The sequence below is a fragment of the Halomonas caseinilytica genome (assembly GCF_001662285.1).
In the GTDB taxonomy this organism is placed as follows: domain Bacteria; phylum Pseudomonadota; class Gammaproteobacteria; order Pseudomonadales; family Halomonadaceae; genus Halomonas; species Halomonas caseinilytica.
Genome location: NZ_BDEO01000014.1, coordinates 1 through 23,345, shown reverse-complemented (window position 1 = coordinate 23,345; position 23,345 = coordinate 1). Strand labels below are relative to the sequence as shown.

19 protein-coding genes are annotated in these 23,345 nt (G+C 63.7%); 12 read left to right on the top strand and 7 right to left on the bottom strand.

All coding sequences use genetic code 11. The features are described 5' to 3' along the window. The first annotated feature begins 259 nt into the window (after positions 1-259). The 9 genes from HSDC_RS14515 (at position 260) to HSDC_RS14475 (ending at position 10,425) form a co-directional block, all read left to right on the top strand. Positions 260-1,552 (top strand): NAD(P)/FAD-dependent oxidoreductase, encoded by a 1,293-nt coding sequence (locus tag HSDC_RS14515; RefSeq protein WP_064700670.1) that lies wholly within the window; start codon positions 260-262, stop codon positions 1,550-1,552. Positions 1,553-1,585: 33 nt separating this feature from the next. Then, positions 1,586-2,728, top strand: a complete 1,143-nt coding sequence (locus tag HSDC_RS14510; protein WP_082920063.1) for an ABC transporter ATP-binding protein — start codon at positions 1,586-1,588, stop codon at positions 2,726-2,728. 10 nt (positions 2,729-2,738) lie between these two features. After that, positions 2,739-3,659, top strand: coding sequence for an ABC transporter permease (locus HSDC_RS14505; protein ID WP_064700669.1), 921 nt, complete (start codon positions 2,739-2,741; stop codon positions 3,657-3,659). Then, on the top strand, positions 3,656-4,453 hold the full coding sequence (locus HSDC_RS14500; protein WP_082920062.1) for an ABC transporter permease: 798 nt from the start codon (positions 3,656-3,658) through the stop codon (positions 4,451-4,453). Before HSDC_RS14505 ends, HSDC_RS14500 begins: the two co-directional genes overlap by 4 nt. Before the next feature lie 37 nt (positions 4,454-4,490). Beyond that, on the top strand, positions 4,491-5,555 hold the full coding sequence (locus HSDC_RS14495; RefSeq protein WP_064700668.1) for an ABC transporter substrate-binding protein: 1,065 nt from the start codon (positions 4,491-4,493) through the stop codon (positions 5,553-5,555). Positions 5,556-5,609: 54 nt separating this feature from the next. Beyond that, positions 5,610-6,977: a glutamine synthetase family protein gene (locus tag HSDC_RS14490; protein ID WP_064700667.1), complete on the top strand. Its 1,368-nt coding sequence runs from the start codon at positions 5,610-5,612 to the stop codon at positions 6,975-6,977. A 191-nt stretch (positions 6,978-7,168) separates the two neighbouring features. Further along, a complete protein-coding gene (locus HSDC_RS14485) occupies positions 7,169-8,227 on the top strand; it encodes a polyamine ABC transporter substrate-binding protein (RefSeq protein ID WP_064700666.1) in 1,059 nt (352 codons plus the stop codon). Positions 8,228-8,392: 165 nt separating this feature from the next. After that, positions 8,393-9,685, top strand: a complete 1,293-nt coding sequence (locus HSDC_RS14480) for an NAD(P)/FAD-dependent oxidoreductase (RefSeq protein WP_064700665.1) — start codon at positions 8,393-8,395, stop codon at positions 9,683-9,685. Positions 9,686-9,867: 182 nt separating this feature from the next. After that, a complete protein-coding gene (locus HSDC_RS14475; protein ID WP_064700664.1) occupies positions 9,868-10,425 on the top strand; it encodes a glycine zipper 2TM domain-containing protein in 558 nt (185 codons plus the stop codon). Between the two features lie 57 nt (positions 10,426-10,482). On the opposite strand, the gene HSDC_RS14470 is transcribed toward HSDC_RS14475, so the two are convergent. The 5 genes from HSDC_RS14470 to HSDC_RS14450 are packed head-to-tail and all read right to left on the bottom strand — an operon-like array spanning position 10,483 to position 16,462. Next, complete coding sequence (locus HSDC_RS14470; RefSeq protein ID WP_064700663.1) at positions 10,483-10,713, bottom strand: formate dehydrogenase subunit delta; 231 nt, start codon at positions 10,711-10,713, stop codon at positions 10,483-10,485. Between the two features lie 10 nt (positions 10,714-10,723). Beyond that, positions 10,724-11,530 carry a formate dehydrogenase accessory sulfurtransferase FdhD gene (fdhD, locus tag HSDC_RS14465; protein ID WP_064700774.1) on the bottom strand — a complete coding sequence of 269 codons (807 nt, stop codon included), beginning with the start codon at positions 11,528-11,530 and terminating at the stop codon, positions 10,724-10,726. 17 nt (positions 11,531-11,547) lie between these two features. After that, the gene (gene fdhF / locus HSDC_RS14460; protein WP_064700662.1) at positions 11,548-14,418 is read right to left on the bottom strand and encodes a formate dehydrogenase subunit alpha; all 2,871 of its coding nucleotides are present in this window, start codon (positions 14,416-14,418) and stop codon (positions 11,548-11,550) included. Positions 14,419-14,438: 20 nt separating this feature from the next. After that, positions 14,439-15,974 carry a formate dehydrogenase beta subunit gene (locus HSDC_RS14455; RefSeq protein WP_064700661.1) on the bottom strand — a complete coding sequence of 512 codons (1,536 nt, stop codon included), beginning with the start codon at positions 15,972-15,974 and terminating at the stop codon, positions 14,439-14,441. Continuing rightward, positions 15,971-16,462 carry a formate dehydrogenase subunit gamma gene (locus HSDC_RS14450; RefSeq protein WP_064700660.1) on the bottom strand — a complete coding sequence of 164 codons (492 nt, stop codon included), beginning with the start codon at positions 16,460-16,462 and terminating at the stop codon, positions 15,971-15,973. Before HSDC_RS14450 ends, HSDC_RS14455 begins: the two co-directional genes overlap by 4 nt. A 129-nt stretch (positions 16,463-16,591) precedes the next feature. On the opposite strand from HSDC_RS14450, the gene HSDC_RS14445 reads away from it, so the two are divergent. Further along, complete coding sequence (locus tag HSDC_RS14445) at positions 16,592-17,653, top strand: substrate-binding domain-containing protein (RefSeq protein ID WP_064700659.1); 1,062 nt, start codon at positions 16,592-16,594, stop codon at positions 17,651-17,653. 37 nt (positions 17,654-17,690) lie between these two features. Here HSDC_RS14445 and HSDC_RS14440 read toward each other — a convergent pair whose 3' ends face one another. Together HSDC_RS14440 and HSDC_RS14435 are read right to left on the bottom strand one after the other, a co-directional pair. Beyond that, positions 17,691-19,175, bottom strand: a complete 1,485-nt coding sequence (locus HSDC_RS14440) for a Na+/H+ antiporter NhaC family protein (RefSeq protein WP_064700658.1) — start codon at positions 19,173-19,175, stop codon at positions 17,691-17,693. A gap of 180 nt (positions 19,176-19,355) precedes the next feature. Continuing rightward, the gene (locus tag HSDC_RS14435) at positions 19,356-20,732 is read right to left on the bottom strand and encodes a glutamine synthetase family protein (RefSeq protein WP_064700657.1); all 1,377 of its coding nucleotides are present in this window, start codon (positions 20,730-20,732) and stop codon (positions 19,356-19,358) included. 254 nt (positions 20,733-20,986) lie between these two features. On the opposite strand from HSDC_RS14435, the gene HSDC_RS14430 reads away from it, so the two are divergent. Further along, entirely contained in the window at positions 20,987-21,754 is a 768-nt protein-coding gene (locus HSDC_RS14430; protein ID WP_064700656.1) for a gamma-glutamyl-gamma-aminobutyrate hydrolase family protein, read from the top strand. A 37-nt stretch (positions 21,755-21,791) separates the two neighbouring features. After that, positions 21,792-23,177, top strand: coding sequence for an aspartate aminotransferase family protein (locus tag HSDC_RS14425; protein WP_064700655.1), 1,386 nt, complete (start codon positions 21,792-21,794; stop codon positions 23,175-23,177). The last annotated feature ends 168 nt before the right edge of the window (positions 23,178-23,345 follow it).

The following is a 23,345-nucleotide window of genomic DNA, read 5'->3' as shown; positions in this document are numbered from 1 at the left end:
CGCCTGGTGGCGACTGGCGGTGGAAGGGCTGCTGCATGAATTCCGAGCCGGGTACCTTGAAGAAGGCGACAAGACGCGAAAAAACAAGGCACTTGACGTGCTTTTGGCCTGCCATCCTGTCGGCAGACGTTGTTGTTCCGTTATTGAATACTTGACATTAAACGCAGTGCTGGTGTCAAACTGAAGCTGTCCCGATCGGTGGCAGCCATCGGGGCGATGAACAACAACGAGCGCACTGCGCACCGAACAGGCTGAGTGTATGAAGACTTCTGCGCCACACGAGCGTCCCGCCTCCTGGTACCGCGATTCCATCGCCGTCGAACTCGAACCCTGTGCGCCTTTGACCGAGGACCGACATGCCGATGTCTGTGTGATCGGCGGAGGAGTCACCGGTTGTTCGGCGGCGCTGCATCTGGCCGAGCGTGGATATTCGGTGGCGTTGCTGGAAGCCGAGGATATCGGCCATGGCGCTTCCGGCCGCAGCGGCGGTCAGATCCTGCCCGGACTCGGGACCGACATCGCCACGGTCGAGCAGGCGCTGGGACTCCAGTGTGCACGTCGCATCTGGGAGATGAGCCGAGAAGCGGTACGCCTCACTGCCGAACTGGTCGAGCGTCATGCGATTCCTTGCGAGTTGGCCTGGGGCTATCTCCATGCGGCGGTCAAGCCGCGCCACGTCCGGGAGCTGGAACAGTTCCGCGAGGAACTGAGCCGCAAGTACGGGTACGAGGCGCTGGAGTGGCTGGAAGGAGAGGCGCTGCACGAGCACGTGGTCACCGATGTCTATCCCGCGGCTCTCTACGATCGCGAGGGGGGCCACCTTCACCCGCTCAACTATACGCTGGGCCTGGCTCGTGCCGCCCAGCGAGCCGGTGCTCGGCTGTATCCGCACAGTACCGTCCAGGAAATTCGCCGTGGCGAACCGGCTGTCGTGCGCACCGAGCAGGGCAGCGTCACGGCCGATGTCGTGGTGCTGGGAACCAATGCCTACCAGACTGGCCTGGTGCCGGAGCTGTCGGGACGCATCATGCGGGCGGCCAACTACATGGTCGCCACCGCGCCACTGACCGAGGAACAGGCCGCCCAGGTGTTGCCGCGTGGCGATGCCTTGTCCGATGCCAATTTCGTGCTCGATTATTATCGCCTCTCGGCGGACCGTCGCCTCATCTATGGCGGCGAGGTCAGCTACGATGGACGCGAGCCCCCGAATCTCCAGACACGCATGGACGCCAAGATCGCCCGCCTCTTTCCCGTTCTCGAGGGCGTACCCATCGAGTACCGCTGGGGTGGCGACGTGGCCATCACCCTCAATCGGGCGCCGGATTTCGGTCGCCTGGACGACAACCTCTTCTACGCCCAGGGCTATTCTGGGCATGGCATGGCCATGGCAGGGCTCGCCGGGAAGTTGATGAGCGATGCCGTCGCCGGGCATGGCGAGGGGTTCGACACCTTTGCCGCCATGCCGCACCGGCATTTTCCCGGGGGGCGGCTGCTGCGCAAGCCTCTACTGGTGCTGGCCACTCAATTCTATAAACTTCGCGATCGCCTCTGAGCGAGGCCATCGACCAACGAAGAGGGCACCTCCATGAGCGATACCATCTCGGCGGACATCGCCGACAAGACGGGTGTGGCGCCGGCGGCGAAGACAACACGACACCAGGCGTCGACCCGCAAGGCCTCCGCCATTGAATTGCGCGGCCTGCACAAGCGCTTCGGACGGGATACCGTGGCGCTGGACGGGGTCGACCTGACGATCCAGGCCGGTGAGTTCTTCACCCTGCTGGGGCCTTCCGGTTGTGGCAAGACGACCTTGCTGCGCATCCTCGCCGGTCTCGAAGAGCCCGATCAGGGAACGTTGGTGGTGGGCGGCAAGGAGCTCACCGAGGTGCCCCCGCACCAGCGTAGCGTCAATACTGTCTTCCAGTCCTATGCGCTCTTTCCTCATCTTTCGGTGCGCGACAACCTCGCCTTCGGCCTCAAGATGCGCGGTCTGCCGGCGGAAAAGCGCGATGCCAAGGTCGATGAGATCGCGGCATTCATCAAGCTGGGGGACCTGGTCGATCGACGCGTCGACCAGCTTTCAGGGGGGCAGCGTCAGCGCATTGCCCTGGCGAGGGCGCTGGTCTGCGAGCCCGATGTCCTGCTGCTCGACGAGCCGCTTTCGGCGCTCGATGCCGGCCTGCGCGCTCAGCTCCAGGTCGAGTTGCAGCGCCTGCAGAAGCGACTGGGCATGACGTTCGTGTTCGTGACCCATGACCAGGACGAGGCGATGGTCATGTCGGATCGCATCGCCGTGCTCGATGGCGGCAACATCCAGCAGGTCGGTGCTCCCAACGACGTCTACGAGCGTCCCGCCAATGCCTTCGTGGCCCGTTTCATGGGGCACGACAACCTCTTTGCCATTCATCATAGTGAAGGCGACTGGGTGGAGACCGAGATCGGTCGGTTGAGGCTGATGCCCGGCGAGCAGCGCGATGACGCCGATGGCTGGTTGCTGGTGCGTCCCGAGACGCTGGAGCTGGGGCCCGAGGTGCCGGAGGGCTACAACCGAATGACGGGCATCGTACGCGAACGCCTCTATCGTGGCAGTCGTATCGAGTACCGGCTCGAAGTCAACGAGTGCATGGTGATGGCGGTGGCCAGCAATCTGGGCCAGCGGATACATCACGAGGGCGATGAGGTGACCATCAGCGTCTGCCCGGAAGATCTGGTTCGGGTCGCTGCCTGAGGAGGGCGTCATGGCCGAGATATCCCAACATGCGATGCGTCGCCGGGCCGTGGTCGGCGAAATGCGTCATCTGCTGTTCAGTGTCACGCCCGGTGCGGCCTGGATCGTCATCTTCCTGGTGCTGCCCAGTGCTTACCTGATGGGCGTGGCCTTCATGACCAACGGCCCCTACGGCTTGCCCGAGATGCCCCTGACGCTGGATGCCTTCGAGCGCCTGGCCGGGTTTGGCTTTCTCGGCTGGAGTCCGGGCAATCTCTACACCCTGCTGCGCTCGCTGTGGCAGACCCTGCTTTCCACGACCCTGGTGGTGCTGGTGGCCTATCCCATCGCTTACTACATCACCACCTGCCGAGAACGCTGGCGTCCGATCATGCTGCTGGCGGTCGTGGTGCCCTCCTGGACCAATCAGGTGATTCGCACCTTTGGCTGGATGAACTTGCTGGCGCCGGGAACGCCCATTTCGGAATTGGCGGAAGGGCTTGGCCTGATCGCACCCAACATGGGGCTTTATCCTTCCAACTTCGCGGTCACGCTGGGGTTGGTCTACAACTTCCTGCCCTTCATGGTCTTGCCGCTCTATGCGGCCTTCGAGAAGCTGGATACCGCTCAGGTCGAGGCGGCCCAGGATCTCTATGCCTCGCCGGTGCGCGCCTTCTGGCATGCGGTCTTTCCGCAGACCCTGCCGGGGTTGCTGGCGGGCATCGTGCTGGTGGCCATCCCGGCGTTCGGCATGTACGTGATCCCCGAGCTTCTGGGGGGCGGCAAGGGCATGATGCTGGGCAACCTGGTGGCTACCCAGTTTTCGGGAGGCTCCAACTGGCCGCTGGGTGCGGCCGGCGCGATCCTGATGTTGATCGCGACCTTCATCGGGCTCTTTGCCATGCGACGCATCGGCAAGCGCCTGGGCGGCGGTGAGGAGGTGGTGATATGAATAAGCGGGTATTGAGGCGTGGCCTGACCGGCTTCTGGTGGCTGACCCTGGTCTTCCTTTACCTGCCGCTGGCGGTGGTGGTCCTGTTTTCCTTCAATGCCGCCAACAGCTCGGCCAGTTTTGCGGGCTTCTCGCTGCGCTGGTACCAGCGTCTGCTGGGTAACGAGCAGATACTCTCGGCCTTCGCCAACAGCATGGTGCTGGCCATCGTCTCCTCGGTGATCGCCCTGGTCATCGGTTGCCTGATCGGTTACGGCATGTATCGCCATCGCCATCGCAAGCTTGGTTGGCTGATCGTGCTGATCTATCTGCCGATCGTTCTGCCGGATATCGTCTTCGGCATCTCCGAGATGGCCTTCTTCGTGCAGATCCACGAGGCTACCGGGTTATTGAAGCCGGGACTTGGCACCATGATCATTGCGCACGTGACCTTCCAGATTCCCTTTGTGGCGTTGATCGTCTACTCGCGTTTCGTGGGACTCGACCCGACGCTCTTCGAGGCCGCCAAGGATCTGTATGCCACGCCATTCAAGCGGGTGCTGCATTTCATGCTGCCGACCATCAAGCCGGCGTTGATTTCGGCCTTCTTCCTGTCCTTTACGCTGTCCATCGATGACTTCGTCATCAGTTTCTTCACGGCGGGACCGGAAAGCGCGACCCTGCCGATCTATATCTGGGGCGCGATCAAGAAAGGCGTGTCGCCGGAGATCAATGCCATCGCATCTCTGATGATCGGTGCGGTGGTGGTCGCCGCCATCCTGAGTCTCTTTTTCAGCCGTCGCCGGCGGGCCTGAGCCGGCATCATCATCGAGGGGAAACGAGGAGTCCATCATGAAGACCAACAAGACCGCATTGGCCCTGTCCCTGGCTGGCCTGGCGCTGGCAGGGCAGGTGCAGGCGCAGGAAAACAAGCTGTACCTGTTCAACTGGACCGAGTACATGGATCCCGCGATCATCGAGGCCTTCGAGGAGAAGTACGATGTCGAGGTGGTCCAGAACTATTTCAATTCCAATCCGGAGATGTTCGCCAAGCTCAATGCCGGCGGCGTCTCCCAATACGATATCATCGTACCGTCGAACTACTATATACCGCGCCTGATCGAGACGGGCCTGGTCCAGGAACTCGACAAGTCGAAGCTCGACAATCTCGACAATGTCATGGAGCAGTTCGCCGATCCGTCCTACGATCCCGGGGCACGTTATTCCGCGCCTTACCAATGGGGCGTGACCGGCATCATCTACAATGCCGAGACCTTTCCCGATGCGCCCAAGAGCTGGTCGCTGCTCTTCGATCCCGAGGTCAACGCGCAGCATCCCTTCGGTCTGATGGGAGATGGTCAGGTCAGCATGGGAGGCGCCTGTGCCTATCTCGGCCATGGTTACGACTGCACCTCCATGGAGGCCTGGCGTGAAGCGGCGCGCCTGCTCATCGAAACCAAGAGTCGCGAGACATTCAGCGGCTTTACCGACGGCACGCCGGCATTGCAGCAGCTTTCACGGGGCGTGACCCATGTCGGACTCTCCTACAATGGCGACTTTCTGTTCTACAAGGAGGAGAATCCGGATGCCTTCGCGAACATGGAGTTCATGATTCCCGACGAAGGTGCCGAGATGTGGGTGGATGCCATGATGATTCCCAGTGAAGCGCCGAATCCCGACATGGCCTACAAGTTCATCGATTTCATTCTCGACGCCGAGATCGGTGCTCAGCTTTCCAACTACAACTACTACGCCAGCCCCAACGAGGCGGCCCGGCCCTATCTCGACAAGGTGCTGACCGAGCCGCCTGTCCAGCCCAGCGAGGCGGACATGGAGCGGCTGCGTTTCACGCCGACCCTGGAGGGCGAGCAGCTGCAGACATTCCAGCAGCTGTGGTCTGAGGTGAAGTCGCGGTGAGGCACGAGGGCCTGGCCTGGTGCCGGGCCCACCTTCAGCAGCAAGGATATTCCCATGAGTAACCGTCAGGAGCTTCCGCTCCTCAGCGATTGGTTTCAGCAGCATGGCATCACCGAGGTCGAGTGCCTGGTGACCGATTTGACCGGCATCCTCAAGGGCAAGATCATGCCCGCCGGCAAGTACCTCAATGGCGGCCGCCCACGGCTACCGGATTCGATCTTCATTCAGACCGTCACCGGCGGCTATCCCGATGACGAGGACACCCAGTTCTGGAATCCCGTCGAGCGCGACATGGAGCTGGTGCCCGATCCGAATGCCGTCTACCTGGTGCCCTGGACCGAGGACGCCACCGCTCAGATCATCCATGATTGCCATTATCTGAGCGGCGAAGCCGTGGAACTGTCGCCGCGCCATGTCCTCAAGCGGGTGCTTGCGTTGTACGAGGCTCGGGGCTGGAAGCCGGTGGTAGCCCCCGAAGTGGAGTTCTTCCTGGTCAAGACCAACACGGATTCGGATTATCCGCTGGAACCGCCGATCGGCCGCAATGGGCGACAGGAGAGCAGTCGTCAGTCGTTCTCCATCGACGCGGTCAACGAGTTCGATCCGCTGTTCGAGGAGATGTACGACTACTGCGAGGCGATGGGCCTGGATCTGGACACCCTGATCCATGAGGAAGGGGCCGGCCAGATGGAAGTCAACTTCCAGCACGGCGACCCGCTGACATTGGCCGACCAGGTGGTGCTCTTCAAGCGCACCCTGCGCGAGACGGCCTTGCGTCACGGCATGTATGCCACCTTCATGGCCAAGCCCATGGCGGGAGAGCCGGGCAGCTCGATGCATCTTCACCAGAGCCTGATGGATGCCGAGAAGGGGCATAACCTGTTTGCTGGCGACGACGGCCAGCCGAGCCGCCTCTTCCATCATTTCATCGGTGGCCTGCAACGCTATCTGCCGGCGGCCATGCCGTTGCTGGCGCCCAACGTCAATTCCTATCGGCGGTTGCTGCGAACCGAGAGCAGCGGTTCGGCACCGATCAACGTGGAATGGGGCATGGACAATCGGACCGTGGGGCTGCGGGTGCCGGTGTCCACGCCCGAGGCCACCCGAGTCGAGAATCGGCTGGCCGGCGCCGATGCCAATCCCTATCTGGTGATGGCGACCTCACTGGCCTGCGGTTATCTGGGCATGCTCAGCCAGCTCGAGCCGCGGCCCCCCATGGTCGGCTCGGCCTGGTCTCATGGCAGCAAGCTACCCGACGACATCGGGCCGGCACTGGAGCTTCTGCGTGACTGCAAGCCCCTGGCCGATATTCTGGGAGAGCGTTTCACCAACAGTTACCTGGCGGTGAAGAGCGCCGAGCATCGCGAGTATTTCCAGGTCATCAGTTCCTGGGAGCGGGAGCATTTGCTGCTGAGAGTGTGAGAGGGCCGACCCATGACGGCGCTCGCCCATACGGTGTCGACTTCGGCTCGATGCGCTCATGCAGGGTGGCGAAACTTCGCGTCTCTTCGCATTTTCGCCTTGTCGGGCCGTCCTCGTGATGTTGGCAAACAGCCTCTGAGTGGGCGATAGGCTAGGCTGGAAGGGCTTTTCATCCATATGGAGATACGCTCATGCGACCCTTCCTGGCCGGCATTGTCGGCGCTTGTCTGCTCGGCTCCGGCACGATGGCAAGTGCTGCCGACAAGCTCTACCTGTTCAACTGGACGGAATACATGGATCCCGAGGTCGTGGAAGCCTTCGAGAAGGCCCACGACGTCGAGGTGATCCAGAACTACTTCACCTCCAACGCCGAGATGTTCTCGAAGCTTTCGGCGGGTGGCGATGCCCAGTACGACGTGGTGGTACCCACCGATTATTTCGTGCCCAGGCTCATCGAGGCGGGGCTCGTCCAGCCGCTCGACGCTTCCTTGCTCCAAGGGCGCGACCACCTGATGACAGCGTTCCGCCATCCGCCCTACGATCCGGAGGAGCGCTACAGCGTGCCTTATCTATGGGGCGTGACCGGTATCGTCTACAATACCGAGACCTTCCCCGATCCGCCGCCGTCATGGCGCCTGCTCTTCGAGCCGGAGGCGAATCCCGATCAGCCCTTTGCGTTGCTGGGAGGCGACCCGCAGGTCGCATTGGGCATGGCCTGCGCTTATCAGGGAGCGGGCTTCGACTGTGTCGGCCAGCAGCCCTGGGTCGAGGCGGCGCGGCTGGTCGGCGAGACGCTGGAGCGTCCCAATTTCACGGGCTTCGTCGACAGTACAGCGGCCGTCGAACAGGTGGCCAGGGGCGTCACTCAGGTCGCCGTGACCTACAGCGGTGACGTGGAGTATCGCAAGGCGGCGTCTCCCGATACTTATGAACATCTCGAGTTCTTCGTGCCCGAAGAGGGATCGCAACTGGGCGTGGATACTCTGGTGATTCCCGCTCGAGCACCGCATCCGGAACTGGCCCATGCTTTCATCGATTTTCTGATGCAGCCCGAGAATGCTGCACGCTCGGCCGAGTATGCCTATTATCGGACGCCCAACGAAGCGGCACTCGAACGATTGCCCCCGGCGTTGGCCGAGAGTTCGCGGCTGGATGGGGAGCATCGCGGTCGTTTGGTGACCACCCCGCTCATCGAGGGAGATGCGCTGCAATTGCTGCAGCAGTTGTGGACGGAAGTGCGCAGTCGCTAGCCACTTGCGCCGAGCACGGTCACGTGCCCCGGAAAGGCGAGCAACGGAGAGATCCCTTGCTCGCTTTTTTGGTGAATATAATGTGACTCTTGGTTTGCCATGTGATGGGAGAGTGCCTATCATCGGCGAAAACATGTTGAATAAAATCACCGATTGGAGGCTTCCATGACTGCCACCTCATCCACGGAACACGTCGCATCCTGGTATGCGGCATCCGCGAATCCCGCACCGAGGCGCCCCGCTCTGGAAGGGGAGGTCAGTTGTGATGTCTGCGTCGTGGGTGCTGGCTTCACCGGGATCTCGGCGGCCCTGCACCTGGCCGAGCAAGGGTTCGACGTGGTGGTACTGGAAGCTTCCAGAGTGGGGTTCGGTGCGTCCGGGCGCAATGGTGGGCAGATCGTCAACAGCTACAGCCGTGACATGGACATGATCGAAGCCCGGTACGGCGCCGAGACGGCTCGCGCCCTGGGCGACATGGCCTTCGAGGGCAATCGCATCATCCGCGAACGCGTGGCCGACTACGATATCGCCTGTGACCTGCGTGATGGCAACCTTTTCGCCGCCTGTAATGCCAAACAGCTCAAGGGGTTGCGCGAGCACAAGGCGCTCTGGGAGCGCTATGGTCACCGGGAGCTGGAGCTGCTGGAGGGAGCATCGGTCAAGCGCGAGGTGAATTCGGAGCGTTACGTCGGGGCACTCGTCGATCATTCGGGCGGGCACATGCATCCGCTCAACCTGGTGCTGGGCGAGGCCGCTGCCTTCGAGTCGCGGGGTGGCACGATTTACGAACAGACACCGGTGACTCGCCTGGCGCATGGCGATCCGGTGCAACTGACCACACCCGGTGGCGTGGTGCGTGCTGCTCGGGTGGTGATGGCCGGCAATGCCTACCTGCAGGGCGTGCTGCCCGAGCTGGAAGGCAAGTCCATGCCCTGCGGCACCCAGATCATCGCCACCGAACCACTGGAGCCGACGCGTGCCCAGGCACTGTTGCCGAACGGCATGGCGGTGGAAGACTGCAACTATCTGTTGGATTACTTCCGTCTCACCGCCGACAACCGGCTGCTCTATGGGGGCGGCGTCAACTATGGGGGGCAGGATCCGAACGATATCGAGGCAGTGATCCGACCCAAGATGGAGAAGACCTTCCCTGGCCTGAAGGATGTCGGCGTCGAGTATGCCTGGAGCGGAACCTTCCTGATGACCCTCAACCGGCTGCCCCAGTTCGGCGTGCTCAACGATAATGTCTATTATGCTCAGGGCTATTCGGGCCATGGCGTGACCTGTACCCACCTGGCCGGACGTCTGATCGCCGAGGTCATGACCGGCCGCGACGAGCGCTTCGATGCCTTTGCCGGCCTGCCGCACCTGCCATTTCCCGGTGGGCGCATGTTGCGCGTACCGCTCTCGGCCATCGGGGCCTGGTACTACCAGACCCGGGACCGACTGGGGCTATAGGCCCTGGATCGTCGCCGACCGGCGACGGCCGGTCCAATCAATGTGGAAGTCTTGCCGGAACGCCCCTCGGGGCGTTCCGGCCGTTTATGCTAGGAGCATCGGGCGCGGGAGGCGCCGTTTCCCATCGCTATCCTCGGTCTTGCTGTCGTAGAGCCGATGATGATCACAAGAGGAGGTGGAACATGAGCAAGTCGATCGTCGTGGGTACCACCCTGGCCGTGCTGGGCCTGGGTGGCATGGCCTTCGGCGCCTGGCAGATGCAGGAGGCGCAGGAGGCCCGGCAGCCGCAATATGCCGATATCACCGGGGTCGAGCCATTGACGCGCAGCGTCGAGACGCCGCGAGAGGTCTGCGAGAACGTGACGGTCCAGCGCCAGGCGCCGACCCGTGATCCGCATCGTGTCGTCGGATCGGCTGCCGGCGCCATCGTCGGCGGGCTTCTCGGCAATCAGATCGGTGGCGGCAGCGGCAAGAAGATCGCCACCGTGGCCGGGGCGGTCGGTGGTGGCCTGGCCGGGCGCGAGGTGCAGGAGCGCATCGAGTCCGGGCAGACGGTCACCACCACCGAGCAGCGCTGTCATACGGTGACCGATACCCATCAGGAGACGACGGGCTATGAAGTGACCTGGCAGCACGATGGCGAGGTACGTACCACGCGCCTGGACAACCGGCCCGAGGGCGAGCGTGTCCGACTGGTGGATGGCCAGCCCCAGTGGAAGTCGTTGTCCGCCGAGGAATGAGCGACCGTCACCCTGACCTTGGCCCGGGGCGTGGATGTCCTGCCAGGAAAGGGGCGATCAAGAGGCCTGGCGGCGCTGCTCGGCCATTTGTTCGACGGCTTGCCGGGCGATCGGGCTCAGGTCGCAGTCGGCGTCGTCCAGGCAGCCGATCAGGCGTTCTTTCATGCTGCGCGCCCAGAACTTTTCCAGGTGAGCGCGCACGCCCGCTGCGGCGTCATCGGAACTCTGCAGGTTGGCGGCAATCTGGTTGGCCATGTGAATCAGAGTGGCGCGTTGGTCGTGCTGCATATCGATGTCCTCAACCGGCCATGGACGCCGGTGATGGCTGGATGGCGGGGCGATGGTAGATGAGATGACGGCCCGGGCGGGCGAATCCGACCAGTAACAGGCCGGCGGTCTCGGCTTGTGCCACTGCCAGATCGGTGGCCGCCGAGACGGCGACCAGGGCGCCGAGGCCGACGCTGGCGCACTTGTGCACCATCTCGTAGCTGGCACGGCTGGAGACCAGGACGAAGCCGGCATGGCGGTCGACGGCTTCGCGAGCCAGGGCGCCGATCAGCTTGTCCAGCGCATTGTGACGACCGACATCCTCGCGGACGAGGAGGATGTCGCCGTTCAGGTCGCACCAGGCGGCGCCATGGCTGGACCCGGTAGCGGCCTGGACCGGCTGGTACTCGCGCAATTGCACCAAGGCATGCTGGATGGCGTTGTCGCTCGGATCGGGCGCGATGACCGAAGGGATCGGTCGGATGGCCTGCTCCAGCGATTCGGTACCACAGAGGCCGCAGCCGGTCTTGCCCGACAGGCTCCGGCGACGCTGGCGCAGTTCCGCCATGCGCTGGCTGGCGATCTCCATATGAATGGCGACGCCTGCCGCTTCGTTGTGCATCTCGATGTCATAGAGCTCGTGAGGATGCTCGAGAATGCCCTCGGTCAGGCTGAAGCCGAGGGCGAAGTCTTCCAGGTCGTCGGGGCTGGCCATCATCACGGCATGGGAGATGCCGTTGTAGACCAGCGCCACGGGCGTTTCCAGGGTCAGGTCGTCGTCGCGAACAATGGCTTCCCAGGTCGGCTCCCGGTGTTCTTCGACCGGCAGCCGACCCATGCGCTCCATGTCACCCGTCACGGTGCCACTCCCTGCGACGCGGGTTCTCTGGCCGCTTCGAGGAATTGGCGCTGTTCGCGATCGAAGTCATCGAAGCGCCGCTGCCAGGCCGAGGGACGGCTGACCTTTTCCACCTGTACCGCCGTGACCTTGTACTCGGGGCAGTTGGTGGCCCAGTCGGAGCTGTCGGTGGTGATCACGTTGGCACCGCTGGCCGGATGGTGGAAGGTGGTGTAGACCACCCCCGGTTGCATGCGCTCGCTGAGGCGGGCACGCAATACCGTCTGGCCGGAGCGGCTGGTGATGCCCAGCCAGTCGCCATCGGCGATGCCGCGCATTTCGGCATCGGACGGATGGATCTCCAGGACGTCCTCGTCGTGCCAGACCTGGTTGTCGGTACGCCGGGTCTGGGCGCCGACATTGTACTGGGAGAGGATGCGCCCCGTGGTCAGCAGCAACGGGAAGCGCCGGTTGGTGCGTTCCTCGGTGGCCACGTACTCGGTGATCGCGAAGCGTCCCAGGCCGATCGGGAAGTCGAACTCGTGCATGGTCGGCGTGCCCTCGGGATGTTCAGCGTTGCAGGGCCACTGCAGGCTGCCGAGGCGCTCGAGCTTGTCGTAGCTGACACCGGTGAAGGTCGGCGTCAACTGGGCGATTTCGTCCATGATCTCGGAGGGATGGCGATAGTCCATCGGATAGCCCAGAGCCCGGGACAGTTCGACGGTGATCTCCCAGTCTTCCTTGCCGGCACGCGGCGGCATGACCTTGCGTACCCGGTTGATGCGTCGCTCGGCGTTGGTGAAGGTGCCGTTCTTCTCCAGGAAGCTGGAGCCGGGCAGCAGCACATGGGCGTACTTGGCGGTCTCGTTGAGGAAGATGTCCTGCACGATCAGGCAGTCCAGCGAGGTCAGCGCCGCTTCGACGTGCTGGGTGTTGGGGTCCGACTGGGCGATGTCCTCGCCCTGGACGTAGAGCGCCTTGAAGCTGCCCTCGATGGCCGCGTCGAACATGTTGGGGATGCGCAGGCCGGGCTCGTCGTCGATGGGCACGCCCCAGAGTTCCTCGAAGCGTTGGCGGGCCGTGGCGTCGGCGACGTGCTGATAGCCGGGCAGTTCGTGGGGGAAGGAACCCATGTCGCAGGAGCCCTGAACATTGTTCTGGCCGCGCAACGGATTGACGCCAACCCCCTCGCGCCCGATGTTGCCGGTGGCCATGGCGAGGTTGGCGATGCCCATCACCATGGTCGAACCCTGACTGTGCTCGGTGACGCCCAGGCCATAGTAGATGGCGCCATTGGGGGCTTTTGCGTAGGTGCGAGCGGCGTGGCGCACGGCCGCGGCGGATACGCCGGTGACCGATTCGACGGCCTCGGGGGAGTGGCGCTCCTCGCTGATGAAGTCGCGCCAGGCCCGGTAGGCCTCGGTGTCGCACCGCTTGGCGATGAAGTCGTGGTCTTCGAGACCCTCCGTGACCACCACGTGCGCCAGGGCATTGACCAGCGCCACGTTGGTACCCGGACGCAGCGGCAGGTGCTGGGCATCGCTGCGATGCGGGGTGTCGAGCAGGTCGATGTGGCGCGGGTCGGCGACGATCAGGCTGGCGCCTTCGCGCAGCCGGCGACGCATCAGCGAGGCAAACACCGGATGAGCATCGGTCGGGTTGGCGCCGATGACGATGATGGCGTCGGATTTCATCACCGAGTCAAAGGTCTGGGTACCGGCGGATTCGCCGAGGGTGGTCTTGAGACCATAGCCGGTCGGCGAATGGCAGACCCGAGCGCAGGTGTCGGTGTTGTTGTTGCCGAAGGCGGCGCGGATCAGCTTCTGCACCAGGTAGGTTTCCTCGTTGGTGCAGCGCGAGGAGGTGATCCCGCCGATGCTTTCGCGACCGTATTTTGCCTGGGTGGCCTTGAGGCGTTCGGCGGCGAAGCTGATGGCTTCCTCCCAGCCGACTTCGCGCCAGGGCTGGTCGATGGAATCGCGGATCATCGGGGTGGTCAGGCGGTCCTGGTGGGTGGCGTAGCCGAAGGCGAACCGGCCCTTGACGCAGGAGTGGCCATGATTGGCGTCACCGCCCTTGTAGGGCACCATGCGCACCAGTTGATCGCCCTTCATCTCGGCCTTGAACGAGCAGCCCACGCCGCAGTAGGCACAGGTGGTGATCACGCTGTGTTCCGGCACGCCCTGATCGACCACGCTCTTCTCCATCAGCGTCGCCGTCGGGCAGGCCTGGACGCAGGCGCCGCAGGAGACGCACTCGGAGTCCATGAAGTCTTCCATCTGCCCCGGCGAGACCTTGGAGTCGAACCCTCGGCCGTCGATGGTCAGGGCGAAGGTACCCTGGACTTCTTCGCAGGCGCGTACGCAGCGCGAGCAGACGATGCACTTGCTGGGGTCGAAGCTGAAGTAGGGGTTGGAGTTGTCCTTCTCGGCGGCCAGGTGGTTCTCGCCTTCGAAGCCGTAGCGCACTTCGCGCAGGCCCACGGCGCCGGCCACGTCCTGGAGCTCGCAATCACCGTTGGCCGGACAGGTCAGGCAATCCAGCGGGTGGTCGGAGATGTAGAGCTCCATGACGTTGCGGCGCAGCCGCGCCAGCTTGGTGTTCTGAGTGGTCACCTGCATGCCGGCTTCCACTGGCGTGGTGCAGGCGGCCGGATAGCCGCGCTTGCCTTCGACCTGTACCGCGCACAGTCGACAGGAACCGAAGGCCTCGAGGTTGTCGCTGGCACATAGCTTGGGGATATTGATATCGGCGAGTGCCGCCGCCCGCAGCACTGAGGTGCCTTCGGGCACGCTGATCTCCACGCCGTCGATCGACAGGCTGACGTGGTTCTCTGACAGCCTGGCGGGGGTGCCGTAATCCTTGTTGGGGTCGTAATAGCCGATCATGGCGATCTCTCCCTCAGCGTTCAACGCTGCAGGTCGTCGGGGAAATGGGTCATCACGCTCTTAACCGGGAAGGGGGTCATGCCGCCCATGGCGCACAGGGAGCCGTCTTCCATGGTTTCGCAGAGCTCGTCGAGCAACTCGAGGTTGGCGTCGCGATCCTGGTTGGCAAGGATGCGGTCGATGACCTCCACCCCGCGGGTCGAGCCGATGCGACAGGGGGTGCACTTGCCGCAGGATTCCACCTTGCAGAATTCCATCGAGAAGCGTGCCTGTTCGGCCATGTCGACGGTGTCGTCGAACATCACCACGCCGCCGTGTCCGACTCCCGCACCGACGCCGGCGAAGGTCTCGTAGTCCAGTGGCAGGTCCCACTGGCTCTCTGGCAGATAGGCGCACAACGGGCCGCCGACCTGTACTGCACGTAACGGACGTTCGCTGAAGGTGCCGCCGCCGAAGTCTTCCATCAGCGTGCGAAGGGTGGTGCCGAAGGCCAGTTCGACCAGGCCGCCGCGCTTGACGTTGCCGGCCAGTTGCAGCGCCAGGGTGCCGCGCGAGCGGCCCATGCCGTAGTCAGCGTAGGCCTGTCCGCCCCGGGCGAGGATATAGGGAATCGCCGCCAGGGAGAGCACGTTGTTGACCACGGTGGGACGTCCGAATAGCCCCTCGATGGCCGGCAGCGGCGGCTTGTAGCGAACCATGCCGCGCTTGCCCTCGAGGCTCTCCAGCAGCGAAGTCTCCTCGCCGCAGATATAGGCGCCGGCGCCGAGGCGTACTTCGAGGTCGAAGCGTCGACCGCTGCCGCGAATGTCGGCCCCCAGGTAACCGGCCTGCTCGGCCCGCGCGATGGCGTCATCGAGGATGCGATGCGCCAGGGGGTACTCCGAACGCAGGTAGATGTAGCCCTGGGTGGCGCCGACGGCGAGGCCGGCGATGGCCATGCCCTCGATCAGCATGTAGGGATCGCATTCCATCACCAGGCGGTCCGCGAAGGTGCCCGAGTCGCCCTCGTCGGCGTTGCAGACGATGTACTTCTGGTCGCTCGGGGCATCGTGCACGGTCTGCCACTTGATGCCGGTAGGGAAGGCAGCGCCGCCTCGGCCACGCAAGCCGGATGTCTTGACCTCGTCGACGATGGCCTGGGCGTCGAGGGTCAGGGCGGTTTCCAGGCCACGGAAGCCATCGTGTGCCAGATAGTCGGCGAGCGAGAGGGGATCGGTGACGCCGATTCGGGCGAAGGTCAAGCGTTGTTGGCCAGCCAGGTAGGGAATCGACTCGGTGAGGCCCTGGGCCAGCGGGTGGTCGGTGGCGCCCTCCAGCAAGCCGGCATCGAGAAGCCCCGGCACGTCTTCCACGCTAACCGGGCCATAGGCCATTCGGCCGGTGTCGGTCTCGACCTCGACCAGAGGCTCCAGCCAGGCCAGGCCGCGCGAGCCGTTGCGGGTCAGGGCGATCTCGATGCCTCGGGCCTCGGCTTCGGACATCAAGCGGTCGGCCACCTCGTCGGCGCCCATCGCCAGTGCCGTGGTATCACGGGGAACGAAGACGCGAGCCATCATTTCACCTCCAGTGGCGTGGTGCGCAGGTCATCGACCAGGCGGTCGAAGGCTTCCGGGGTGACACGACCGTGGACGCGGTCGTCCACGCATATCGAGGGACCACAGGCACAATTGCCCAGGCAGTAGACGGCTTCCAGGGTGATCTCCCGGTCGCGGGTGGTCTGGTGGTAGTCGATCTCGAGACTGGCCTTGGCGTGGGCTTCCAGCGCTCTGGACCCCATTGCCTGGCATGCCTCGGCGCGGCAGATACGGACCACATGACTTCCCGGGCGGGACGTGCGGAAATGATGATAGAAACTGATCACGCCATGGACCTCGGCACGGGTCAGGCCCAGGGATTCGGCGATGATCGGTACGGAGGCGTCGGGCACGAAGCCGACGCGATCCTGAATCGCATGGAGAATCGGCAGCAGGGCGCCGGGCTTGTCCTTCAGGGCATCGACTTCGGCCTGAATCAGCTGCGGCGTCCACTCGGCGGGAGCGCTCATCGGGCATCACCTGATCGTTGTTGTGTCTATATAGGCACACCATTTCATATTATGGTGGATCGGTGTGCGTCACGGTTGATTTAAAGCTAGCATTGGTATGCCAATTGCAAAATATGAAACTTGCTTCATATGAAACGGATACGCATCACGCCGGCCTGGTACTTCAGCGACGAGGCAGGCAATCAGATCGACCCGCAGCTGTTCGTGTTGCTCGAGGGCGTCCATCGTCATGGCAAGTTGACCGAGGCGGCGAAAATGGCCGGGGTGTCCTATCGGCATGCCTGGAACCTGCTCGGCAAGTGGCAGGAATTCTTCGGCATTAGCCTGGTCGAGCTGCAGCGTGGGCGTGGCGCACGCCTGTCGCCGCTCGGCGAGAAATTGCTGTGGGCCGAGCAGCGCGTGATTGCGCGCTTGGGCCCCCAACTGGAAAGCCTGGGGTCGGAGCTCAACCTGGCCATCCAGCAGACGTTGGAAGGGGTGAAGCCCGTATTACGCTTGCATGCCAGCCACGGTTATGCGGTGGAGCTGCTGCCGGAATTTCTCGATGAGCTGCGCCTCGATCTGCAGTATTGCAGCCCTCGGGAGGCGCTGGTCGCCCTGAATCGTGGTGCTTGTGACCTGGCCGGCTTTCACCTGCCCCAGGGGCCGGTCGGTGAACGGCTGGCACGTGATTATCGCGCGCTGCTGAAACCGCGCAGCCATCGTGTGCTGCGCTTCATCACCCGCCGCCAGGGGTTGATGGTCACGCCGGAAAATCCTTGCGATATCCATGGCCTGGCCGATCTAACACGCGGCGAGGCACGTTTCATCAATCGTCAGTCCGCATCCGGTACGCGTGCCTTGCTTGACGGGTTGCTGCGGGCCGAGGGCCTATCGGCCCGTCGCATTCGTGGCTATGAGCTGGAGGAATACACCCACTCGGCGGTGGCCGCCTACATCGCGGCCGGCATGGCCGACGTGGGATTCGGGGTGGAGACGGCGGCACGGCGTTTCGGGCTCGATTTCGTGCCGCTGGCCAGCGAGGATTATCTGCTGCTGTGCCATCATCGCAGCCTTGCCGAGCCAAGGCTGGAAAGCTTTCGGGAGGTGCTGGCCGGCCAGGCCTTCCAGGAGGCCGTTCTGGCGTTGCCGGGCTATTCGCTGAACCGGTGTGGCGAGGTCGAGGGAATCGAGGCGCTGATGGCGGGATGAGGTCGACCACGCCCGGCCCGGGCGTGGTCGAAGGAGGTCAGCTCAGGGCGAAGCCGAGTGCCAGGAAGCCGGCGGCAGTCACCAGGGCGCCGAGCAGGGCGTAGGGAAACTGCGTCAGGCCATGCTGCATGGGCAGGCAGCCGCTGCCCTGGGCGGAGAGCACCGAGGAATCGGAGAAGAAGCAGGCATGGCTGCCGAAGCTCGAGGCCGAGAGCAGGGCGCCGACCACCAGGGGCATCGAGGCATCCAGGTGCTGGGCCATGGGCACCACGATGGGAATCGAGATCACGAACACGCCCCAGGACGAGCCGGTGGCGAAGACCACGACCGCCATGGACAGGAATACCAGGGCCGGCAGCAGTGCCTTGGTCAGATAGGGCGACAAGGCGTCGATCATGAACGGGGTCATGCCCAACTGGTCGTTGATCTCGCGCAGCACGAATCCCACGGCAACGATGGCCAACGGCAACATCATGGTGCGGAAGCCGTCCATGATGGCGTCCATCAATGTATTGAAGGTCGCCAGCCGCTGGATGAGATAGAGCACCAGGGTGAACAGGGTGGCGACGATCACGCCCTTGAGCAGGTCGATCTCGAAATAGGCGCTGGCACCGATCAGCACCGCCATGGGGGCGAGGAAGTTGAACACGCCGACCCACGGACGTCCGCTCGGGGCCGCGTCGTCGGAGAGTGGCTTGTCCGGAGCGCCGTCGGGGATCGGTTGCCCGCGTTTGGCGCGCGCTTCGGCGGCCTTCATCGGTCCCAGGTCGGGCAGCAGGCCGAGCGCCACCAGCACCACCAATCCCATGGCCACCCAGCCATAGAGCATGAAGGGAATCGACTGGATGTACAGCCACATGCCGGGACCGTCAGTGGCGGCGTTGGTTTCCAGCAATTCGGCGAAGTACACCGCCCAGGTCGACAGGGGCACCAGGATGCAGATCGGTGCTGCCGTGGAGTCGACGATATAGGCCAGCTTCTCGCGGGAGACGCCGAAACGGTCGGTCAGGCGCTTCATGGCCGCCGAGGTGGCCAGAGCGTTGAGATAGTCGTCGATGAAGATCAGCACACCCAGTGCGGCGGTGCTGAGCATCGACTGCCGACGGGTCTTGACCAGCCGTGTCAGGCAATGGCTGAAGCTCAGGGTGCAGCCGGATATTTCCAGCATGGCGATGAAGCCGCCCATCAGGCCGCAGACCAGAATCAGCCAGGCGATGGTCTCGTTCATCATCACCGACAGCGAGATATCGGCCAGCTCGCCGATGAAATCATCGGGCTGCAGCAGGATCAGGCCGCAGATGGCACCGATCGCCAGGGCCTCAAGGGTGCGATGGGTGGTGATGGCCACGATCAGCACGATCAACGAAGGCACCAGGCTGACCCAGCCATAGTCGCTGACGCCGCGGTGCGTCAGGGTCAGGGTCGTCACGGTGGCCAGTATGCCGATGACCAGCAGCAGGGTACGGCCTGTACCGCGCTGCATCGGCAGGCTGGGAGCGAAAGGATGGGGTGACTGGCTCATGCTCGACCTCCTTCGGTACGGAAGGCAGGCCGCTTGACCGTTGTCGAGACGATGCAGGTTGTCGTTGTCATCTTGCCTGTCCCTTTGTTGTGGATGAATGGAATGGGATATCCGGGCATACGGGCCCTGGCCCGGCCGCTGGGGCAGCCGGGAAGGTGGTGTAGTGCCGGGGTGGGAAGATCAGACGTGGCGCAAGTACCAGTCGTATTCCAGCTTGCTGATGGACTGCATGGTCTGGTCCCGCTCGACGCGTCGATTGGCGATGAAGACCCGCAAGAAGTCGGGACCCAGCGCCTCGGCGAGGGTGGTATCGCGCTCCAGCAGATCCAGCGCCTGGCGCCAGCTGTTGGTCAGGGTAGGGGCGACCTGGTCATAGGCATTGCCGGTGATCGCCGGCGGCGGCGTCAGGTGATGGTGAAGGCCGTGATCAATGGCGGCGAGCAGGGTAGCCACCAACAGGTACGGATTGACGTCAGCCCCGGCAACACGATGTTCGATGCGCCTCGCCCGGTTGTCGCCGGAAGGGATGCGCACTGCCACCGAGCGATTGTCGTAGCCCCAGGTCGGCGCCATGGGCACGTAGAGGCCGGGCTGGAAACGCTTGAAGGAATTCAGGTTGGGAGCGAGCAGCCCCATCGAGGCCGGCATGGTCTCGAGCAGGCCGGCCACCGCGCGCTGTAGCTCGGGAGTGCCCAGGGGTGCCCCGTCCTCGGCGGAAAAGACGTTGCGACCGTTGTCGTCGAGCAGGCTGATGTGTACATGGGTGCCGCTGCCGGCTTCGTTACCGTAGGGCTTGGCCATGAAGGTGGCATCGAAACCATGCTGGAGGGCCACGCCCTTGATCAGGCGCTTGAGCAGAACGGCGCTGTCGCAGGCCGTCAGGGCGTTGTCGCAGTGGAGCAGGTTGATCTCGAACTGTCCCGGCGCACACTCCTTCAGGGCCGTGTCCAGCGGCAGCTCCTGGCGTTCGGCGGCGCTGTGGATCGCTTCGAGGAAGTCCGCGTATTCGTCGAGTTCGTTGATCGAGTAGAGCTGGCTCTGGGTGGCGCGCTCTCCGCTGCTCGGTGACAGCGGCGGCTGGATCATGCCCAGCGCGTTGCGCTGGCGATCGACGAGGTAGAACTCCAGCTCCACCGCCACGACCGGTGTCAGCCCGACACGCCGGAAGCGCTCCAGCACGCGGGCGAGCACCTGGCGGGGATCCGCGAAGAAGGGCGCGCCGTCGGGCTCGGTCATGGTCATCAGCAACTGGGCCTGCCGGCCGTCGCGCAGCCAGGGACTCGGCATCAGGGTGCCCGGCACCGGATGGCAGACTCGGTCCCCATCGCCGCTGTCGAGCCCCAGACCGGTTTCCTCCACGGTATTGCCGTGAATGTCCAGGGCGAACACCGAGGCAGGCAGGTTGACGCCGTCGCGATAGACCTTCTCGAGGTTGTCCCGGGGAATGCGCTTGCCGCGCAGTACGCCGTTGAGGTCGCTGATCAGCAGATCGATGCTGACGATGTCGGGGTGGCGCTCGAGAAAGGCTCGGGCCTCATCGACGGGATTGGGTGACATGTGGCACCTGTTGGAATCGGATTGTTGATGATGCTGTCATCTTTGAATCAACTCTTCGTGTTGTCAAATTTTTTACGACATCTCGCGGATGCCTGGCAATAGCTTCTCCGTTTTTTCTGTATTTATGATTAATATCAATTAGTTATGTTAAGAGGTTGGGTGTTCGTCCTGACGAGAGTTGGCAAGATTATTCAACCTGTGTATGTTGATTAAAACATAACAAGCGTGATCTCGATTCGATCAAGGAGGCTGCCATGCCGACTCGACCCCTGGTGGGTGTCATCGCCTGCCGCCGTGAGGTGGAGGGCCATCCGTCACACATGGTCACCGACAAGTATCTGAGCGCCCTGCGTGACTATGGGCTCGCGCCGGTGATGCTGCCGGTCTGGGAAGACATCGCGCCGGCGGAGGTCGAGGCCCTGACCGAGCGGCTCGACGGCCTGGTGTTGACTGGTAGTCATACCAATGTCGAACCACAGCGCTACGGGGCCGAGCGGGCGCCGGAGAATACCCGAGCGGATCTCGACCGCGACGCGCTTGCCCTGGCGCTGGTATCGGTGGCGCTGGCGCGCAGGTTGCCCCTGCTGGGTATCTGCCGCGGGTTCCAGGAGATCAACGTGGCGCTCGGCGGCAGCCTGTATCAGGCGGTGCAAAACCAGCCCGGCAAGCTCGACCACCGGGAGCCCGAAGGCGACAAGGCGACACGCTATGCGCCCGTGCATGATCTGGAAATCCGGCCGGGTGGTGTCCTGTCGCGGCTGTTCGAAGAAGGGCGGTCACGCGTCAATTCGCTGCACCAGCAAGGGATCGACAGGCTCGCCGATGGCCTCACGACCGAGGCCGTGGCCCCCGATGGGCTGGTCGAGGCGGTGTCGGTGACCCAGGCCGAGGGGTTCACCCTGGCGGTGCAGTGGCATCCCGAGTGGCAGCCTCGGGAACACCCGCTCTACGACGCCATCTTCCGCGGCTTCGCCGGGGCCTGTGAGGCGTACCACAGACAGGTAGCGGCGGTAACGGCCTGAGTGCTTTGCGAGCCCCTTGTGAATGGAGAACAACATCATGCAAACCCAAGACTATCAGGCCCTGGATCGCACCCATCACCTGCATCCCTTCACCGATTTCAAGGCACTGGGCGAAGAAGGCAGTCGTGTCGTGACCCATGCCGAGGGCGTCTACCTCCGTGACAGCGAGGGCAACCGCATTCTCGACGGCATGGCGGGGCTGTGGTGCGTGAATCTCGGTTACGGACGCCGCGAGCTGGTTGAAGCGGCAACGGCGCAGCTCGAGCAACTGCCGTACTACAACACCTTCTTCAAGACCACGCACCCCCCTGCGGTGCGCTTGGCCGAGAAGCTGTGCAAACTGGCGCCGTCGCACATCAACCAGGTGTTCTTCACCGGTTCCGGCTCCGAGGCCAACGATACCGTGCTGCGCATGGTGCGCCGTTACTGGGCCTTGAAAGGTCGGCCCGACAAGCAGTGGATCATCGGTCGCGAGAATGGCTATCACGGTTCCACCCTGGCTGGCATGAGTCTGGGCGGCATGGCGCCGATGCATGCTCAGGGCGGCCCCTGCGTTCCCGGTATTGCCCATATCCGTCAGCCCTACTGGTTTGGTGAAGGGCAGGGCATGTCGCCGGAAGCGTTCGGCCGGGAGTGCGCCGCCGCGTTGGAAGCCAAGATTCTCGAGCTTGGCGAATACCGGGTGGCGGCCTTCATCGCCGAGCCCGTTCAGGGGGCCGGGGGCGCCATCATGCCGCCGGAGAGCTACTGGCCGGCCGTCAAGAAAGTGCTGGCGAAATACGACATCCTGCTGGTCGTCGACGAGGTGATCTGCGGTTTCGGGCGACTCGGCGAGTGGTTCGGCAGCCAGCACTACGGTCTCGAGCCCGATCTGATGCCGATCGCCAAGGGGCTTTCATCCGGCTATCTGCCGATCGGTGGCGTGCTGGTCGGGGATCGTGTCGCCGAGACGCTGGTCGAAGAAGGCGGCGAGTTCTTCCATGGTTTTACCTATTCAGGGCATCCGACCTGTGCCGCCGTGGCGCTCAAGAACCTGGAACTGCTCGAAGCCGAGGGCGTGGTGGATCGGGTGCGCGAGGATCTTGGCCCCTATCTGGCCGAACGCTGGGCCAGCCTGGCCGATCATCCGATCGTCGGCGAGGCGCGTTCCCTGGGACTGATGGCCGCCCTGGAGCTGGTTGCCGACAAGACGACCGGGCAGCGCTTCGACAAGTCGCTGGGCGCCGGCAACCTGTGTCGTGACCTGTGCTTCGCCAGTGGTCTGGTGATGCGTTCCGTGGGCGATACCATGATCATTGCGCCACCCTTGGTGATTCGTCGCGAGGAAATCGACGAACTGGTGGAACTGGCCCGACGGGCCCTGGACGAGACGGCTCGCCGACTGACGCACGCCCCGCACATGCAAGAGGAGCCAACCGCATGACCGCTCAATCCTCGATTCTCGCCACCGAGTCCCCCGAAACCCATGCCGACTGGCGGGCGCTGGCCGCCACGCTGGTCGAGCAGGGTCTCGAGACCCGTGCCTATATCGACGATGCCTTCGTCGCGGCCATCGGCGGCGAGACCTTCACCACCGTCAATCCGGCCACCG

Coding starts and splice junctions, on each gene's coding strand:
- HSDC_RS14515 (WP_064700670.1), top strand. CDS start 260: ATGAAGACTTCTGCGCCACACGAGCGTCCCGCCTCCTGGTACCGCGAT.
- HSDC_RS14510 (WP_082920063.1), top strand. CDS start 1,586: ATGAGCGATACCATCTCGGCGGACATCGCCGACAAGACGGGTGTGGCG.
- HSDC_RS14505 (WP_064700669.1), top strand. CDS start 2,739: ATGGCCGAGATATCCCAACATGCGATGCGTCGCCGGGCCGTGGTCGGC.
- HSDC_RS14500 (WP_082920062.1), top strand. CDS start 3,656: ATGAATAAGCGGGTATTGAGGCGTGGCCTGACCGGCTTCTGGTGGCTG.
- HSDC_RS14495 (WP_064700668.1), top strand. CDS start 4,491: ATGAAGACCAACAAGACCGCATTGGCCCTGTCCCTGGCTGGCCTGGCG.
- HSDC_RS14490 (WP_064700667.1), top strand. CDS start 5,610: ATGAGTAACCGTCAGGAGCTTCCGCTCCTCAGCGATTGGTTTCAGCAG.
- HSDC_RS14485 (WP_064700666.1), top strand. CDS start 7,169: ATGCGACCCTTCCTGGCCGGCATTGTCGGCGCTTGTCTGCTCGGCTCC.
- HSDC_RS14480 (WP_064700665.1), top strand. CDS start 8,393: ATGACTGCCACCTCATCCACGGAACACGTCGCATCCTGGTATGCGGCA.
- HSDC_RS14475 (WP_064700664.1), top strand. CDS start 9,868: ATGAGCAAGTCGATCGTCGTGGGTACCACCCTGGCCGTGCTGGGCCTG.
- HSDC_RS14470 (WP_064700663.1), bottom strand. CDS start 10,713: ATGCAGCACGACCAACGCGCCACTCTGATTCACATGGCCAACCAGATT.
- fdhD (WP_064700774.1), bottom strand. CDS start 11,530: ATGGGTCGGCTGCCGGTCGAAGAACACCGGGAGCCGACCTGGGAAGCC.
- fdhF (WP_064700662.1), bottom strand. CDS start 14,418: ATGATCGGCTATTACGACCCCAACAAGGATTACGGCACCCCCGCCAGG.
- HSDC_RS14455 (WP_064700661.1), bottom strand. CDS start 15,974: ATGATGGCTCGCGTCTTCGTTCCCCGTGATACCACGGCACTGGCGATG.
- HSDC_RS14450 (WP_064700660.1), bottom strand. CDS start 16,462: ATGAGCGCTCCCGCCGAGTGGACGCCGCAGCTGATTCAGGCCGAAGTC.
- HSDC_RS14445 (WP_064700659.1), top strand. CDS start 16,592: ATGAAACGGATACGCATCACGCCGGCCTGGTACTTCAGCGACGAGGCA.
- HSDC_RS14440 (WP_064700658.1), bottom strand. CDS start 19,175: ATGAGCCAGTCACCCCATCCTTTCGCTCCCAGCCTGCCGATGCAGCGC.
- HSDC_RS14435 (WP_064700657.1), bottom strand. CDS start 20,732: ATGTCACCCAATCCCGTCGATGAGGCCCGAGCCTTTCTCGAGCGCCAC.
- HSDC_RS14430 (WP_064700656.1), top strand. CDS start 20,987: ATGCCGACTCGACCCCTGGTGGGTGTCATCGCCTGCCGCCGTGAGGTG.
- HSDC_RS14425 (WP_064700655.1), top strand. CDS start 21,792: ATGCAAACCCAAGACTATCAGGCCCTGGATCGCACCCATCACCTGCAT.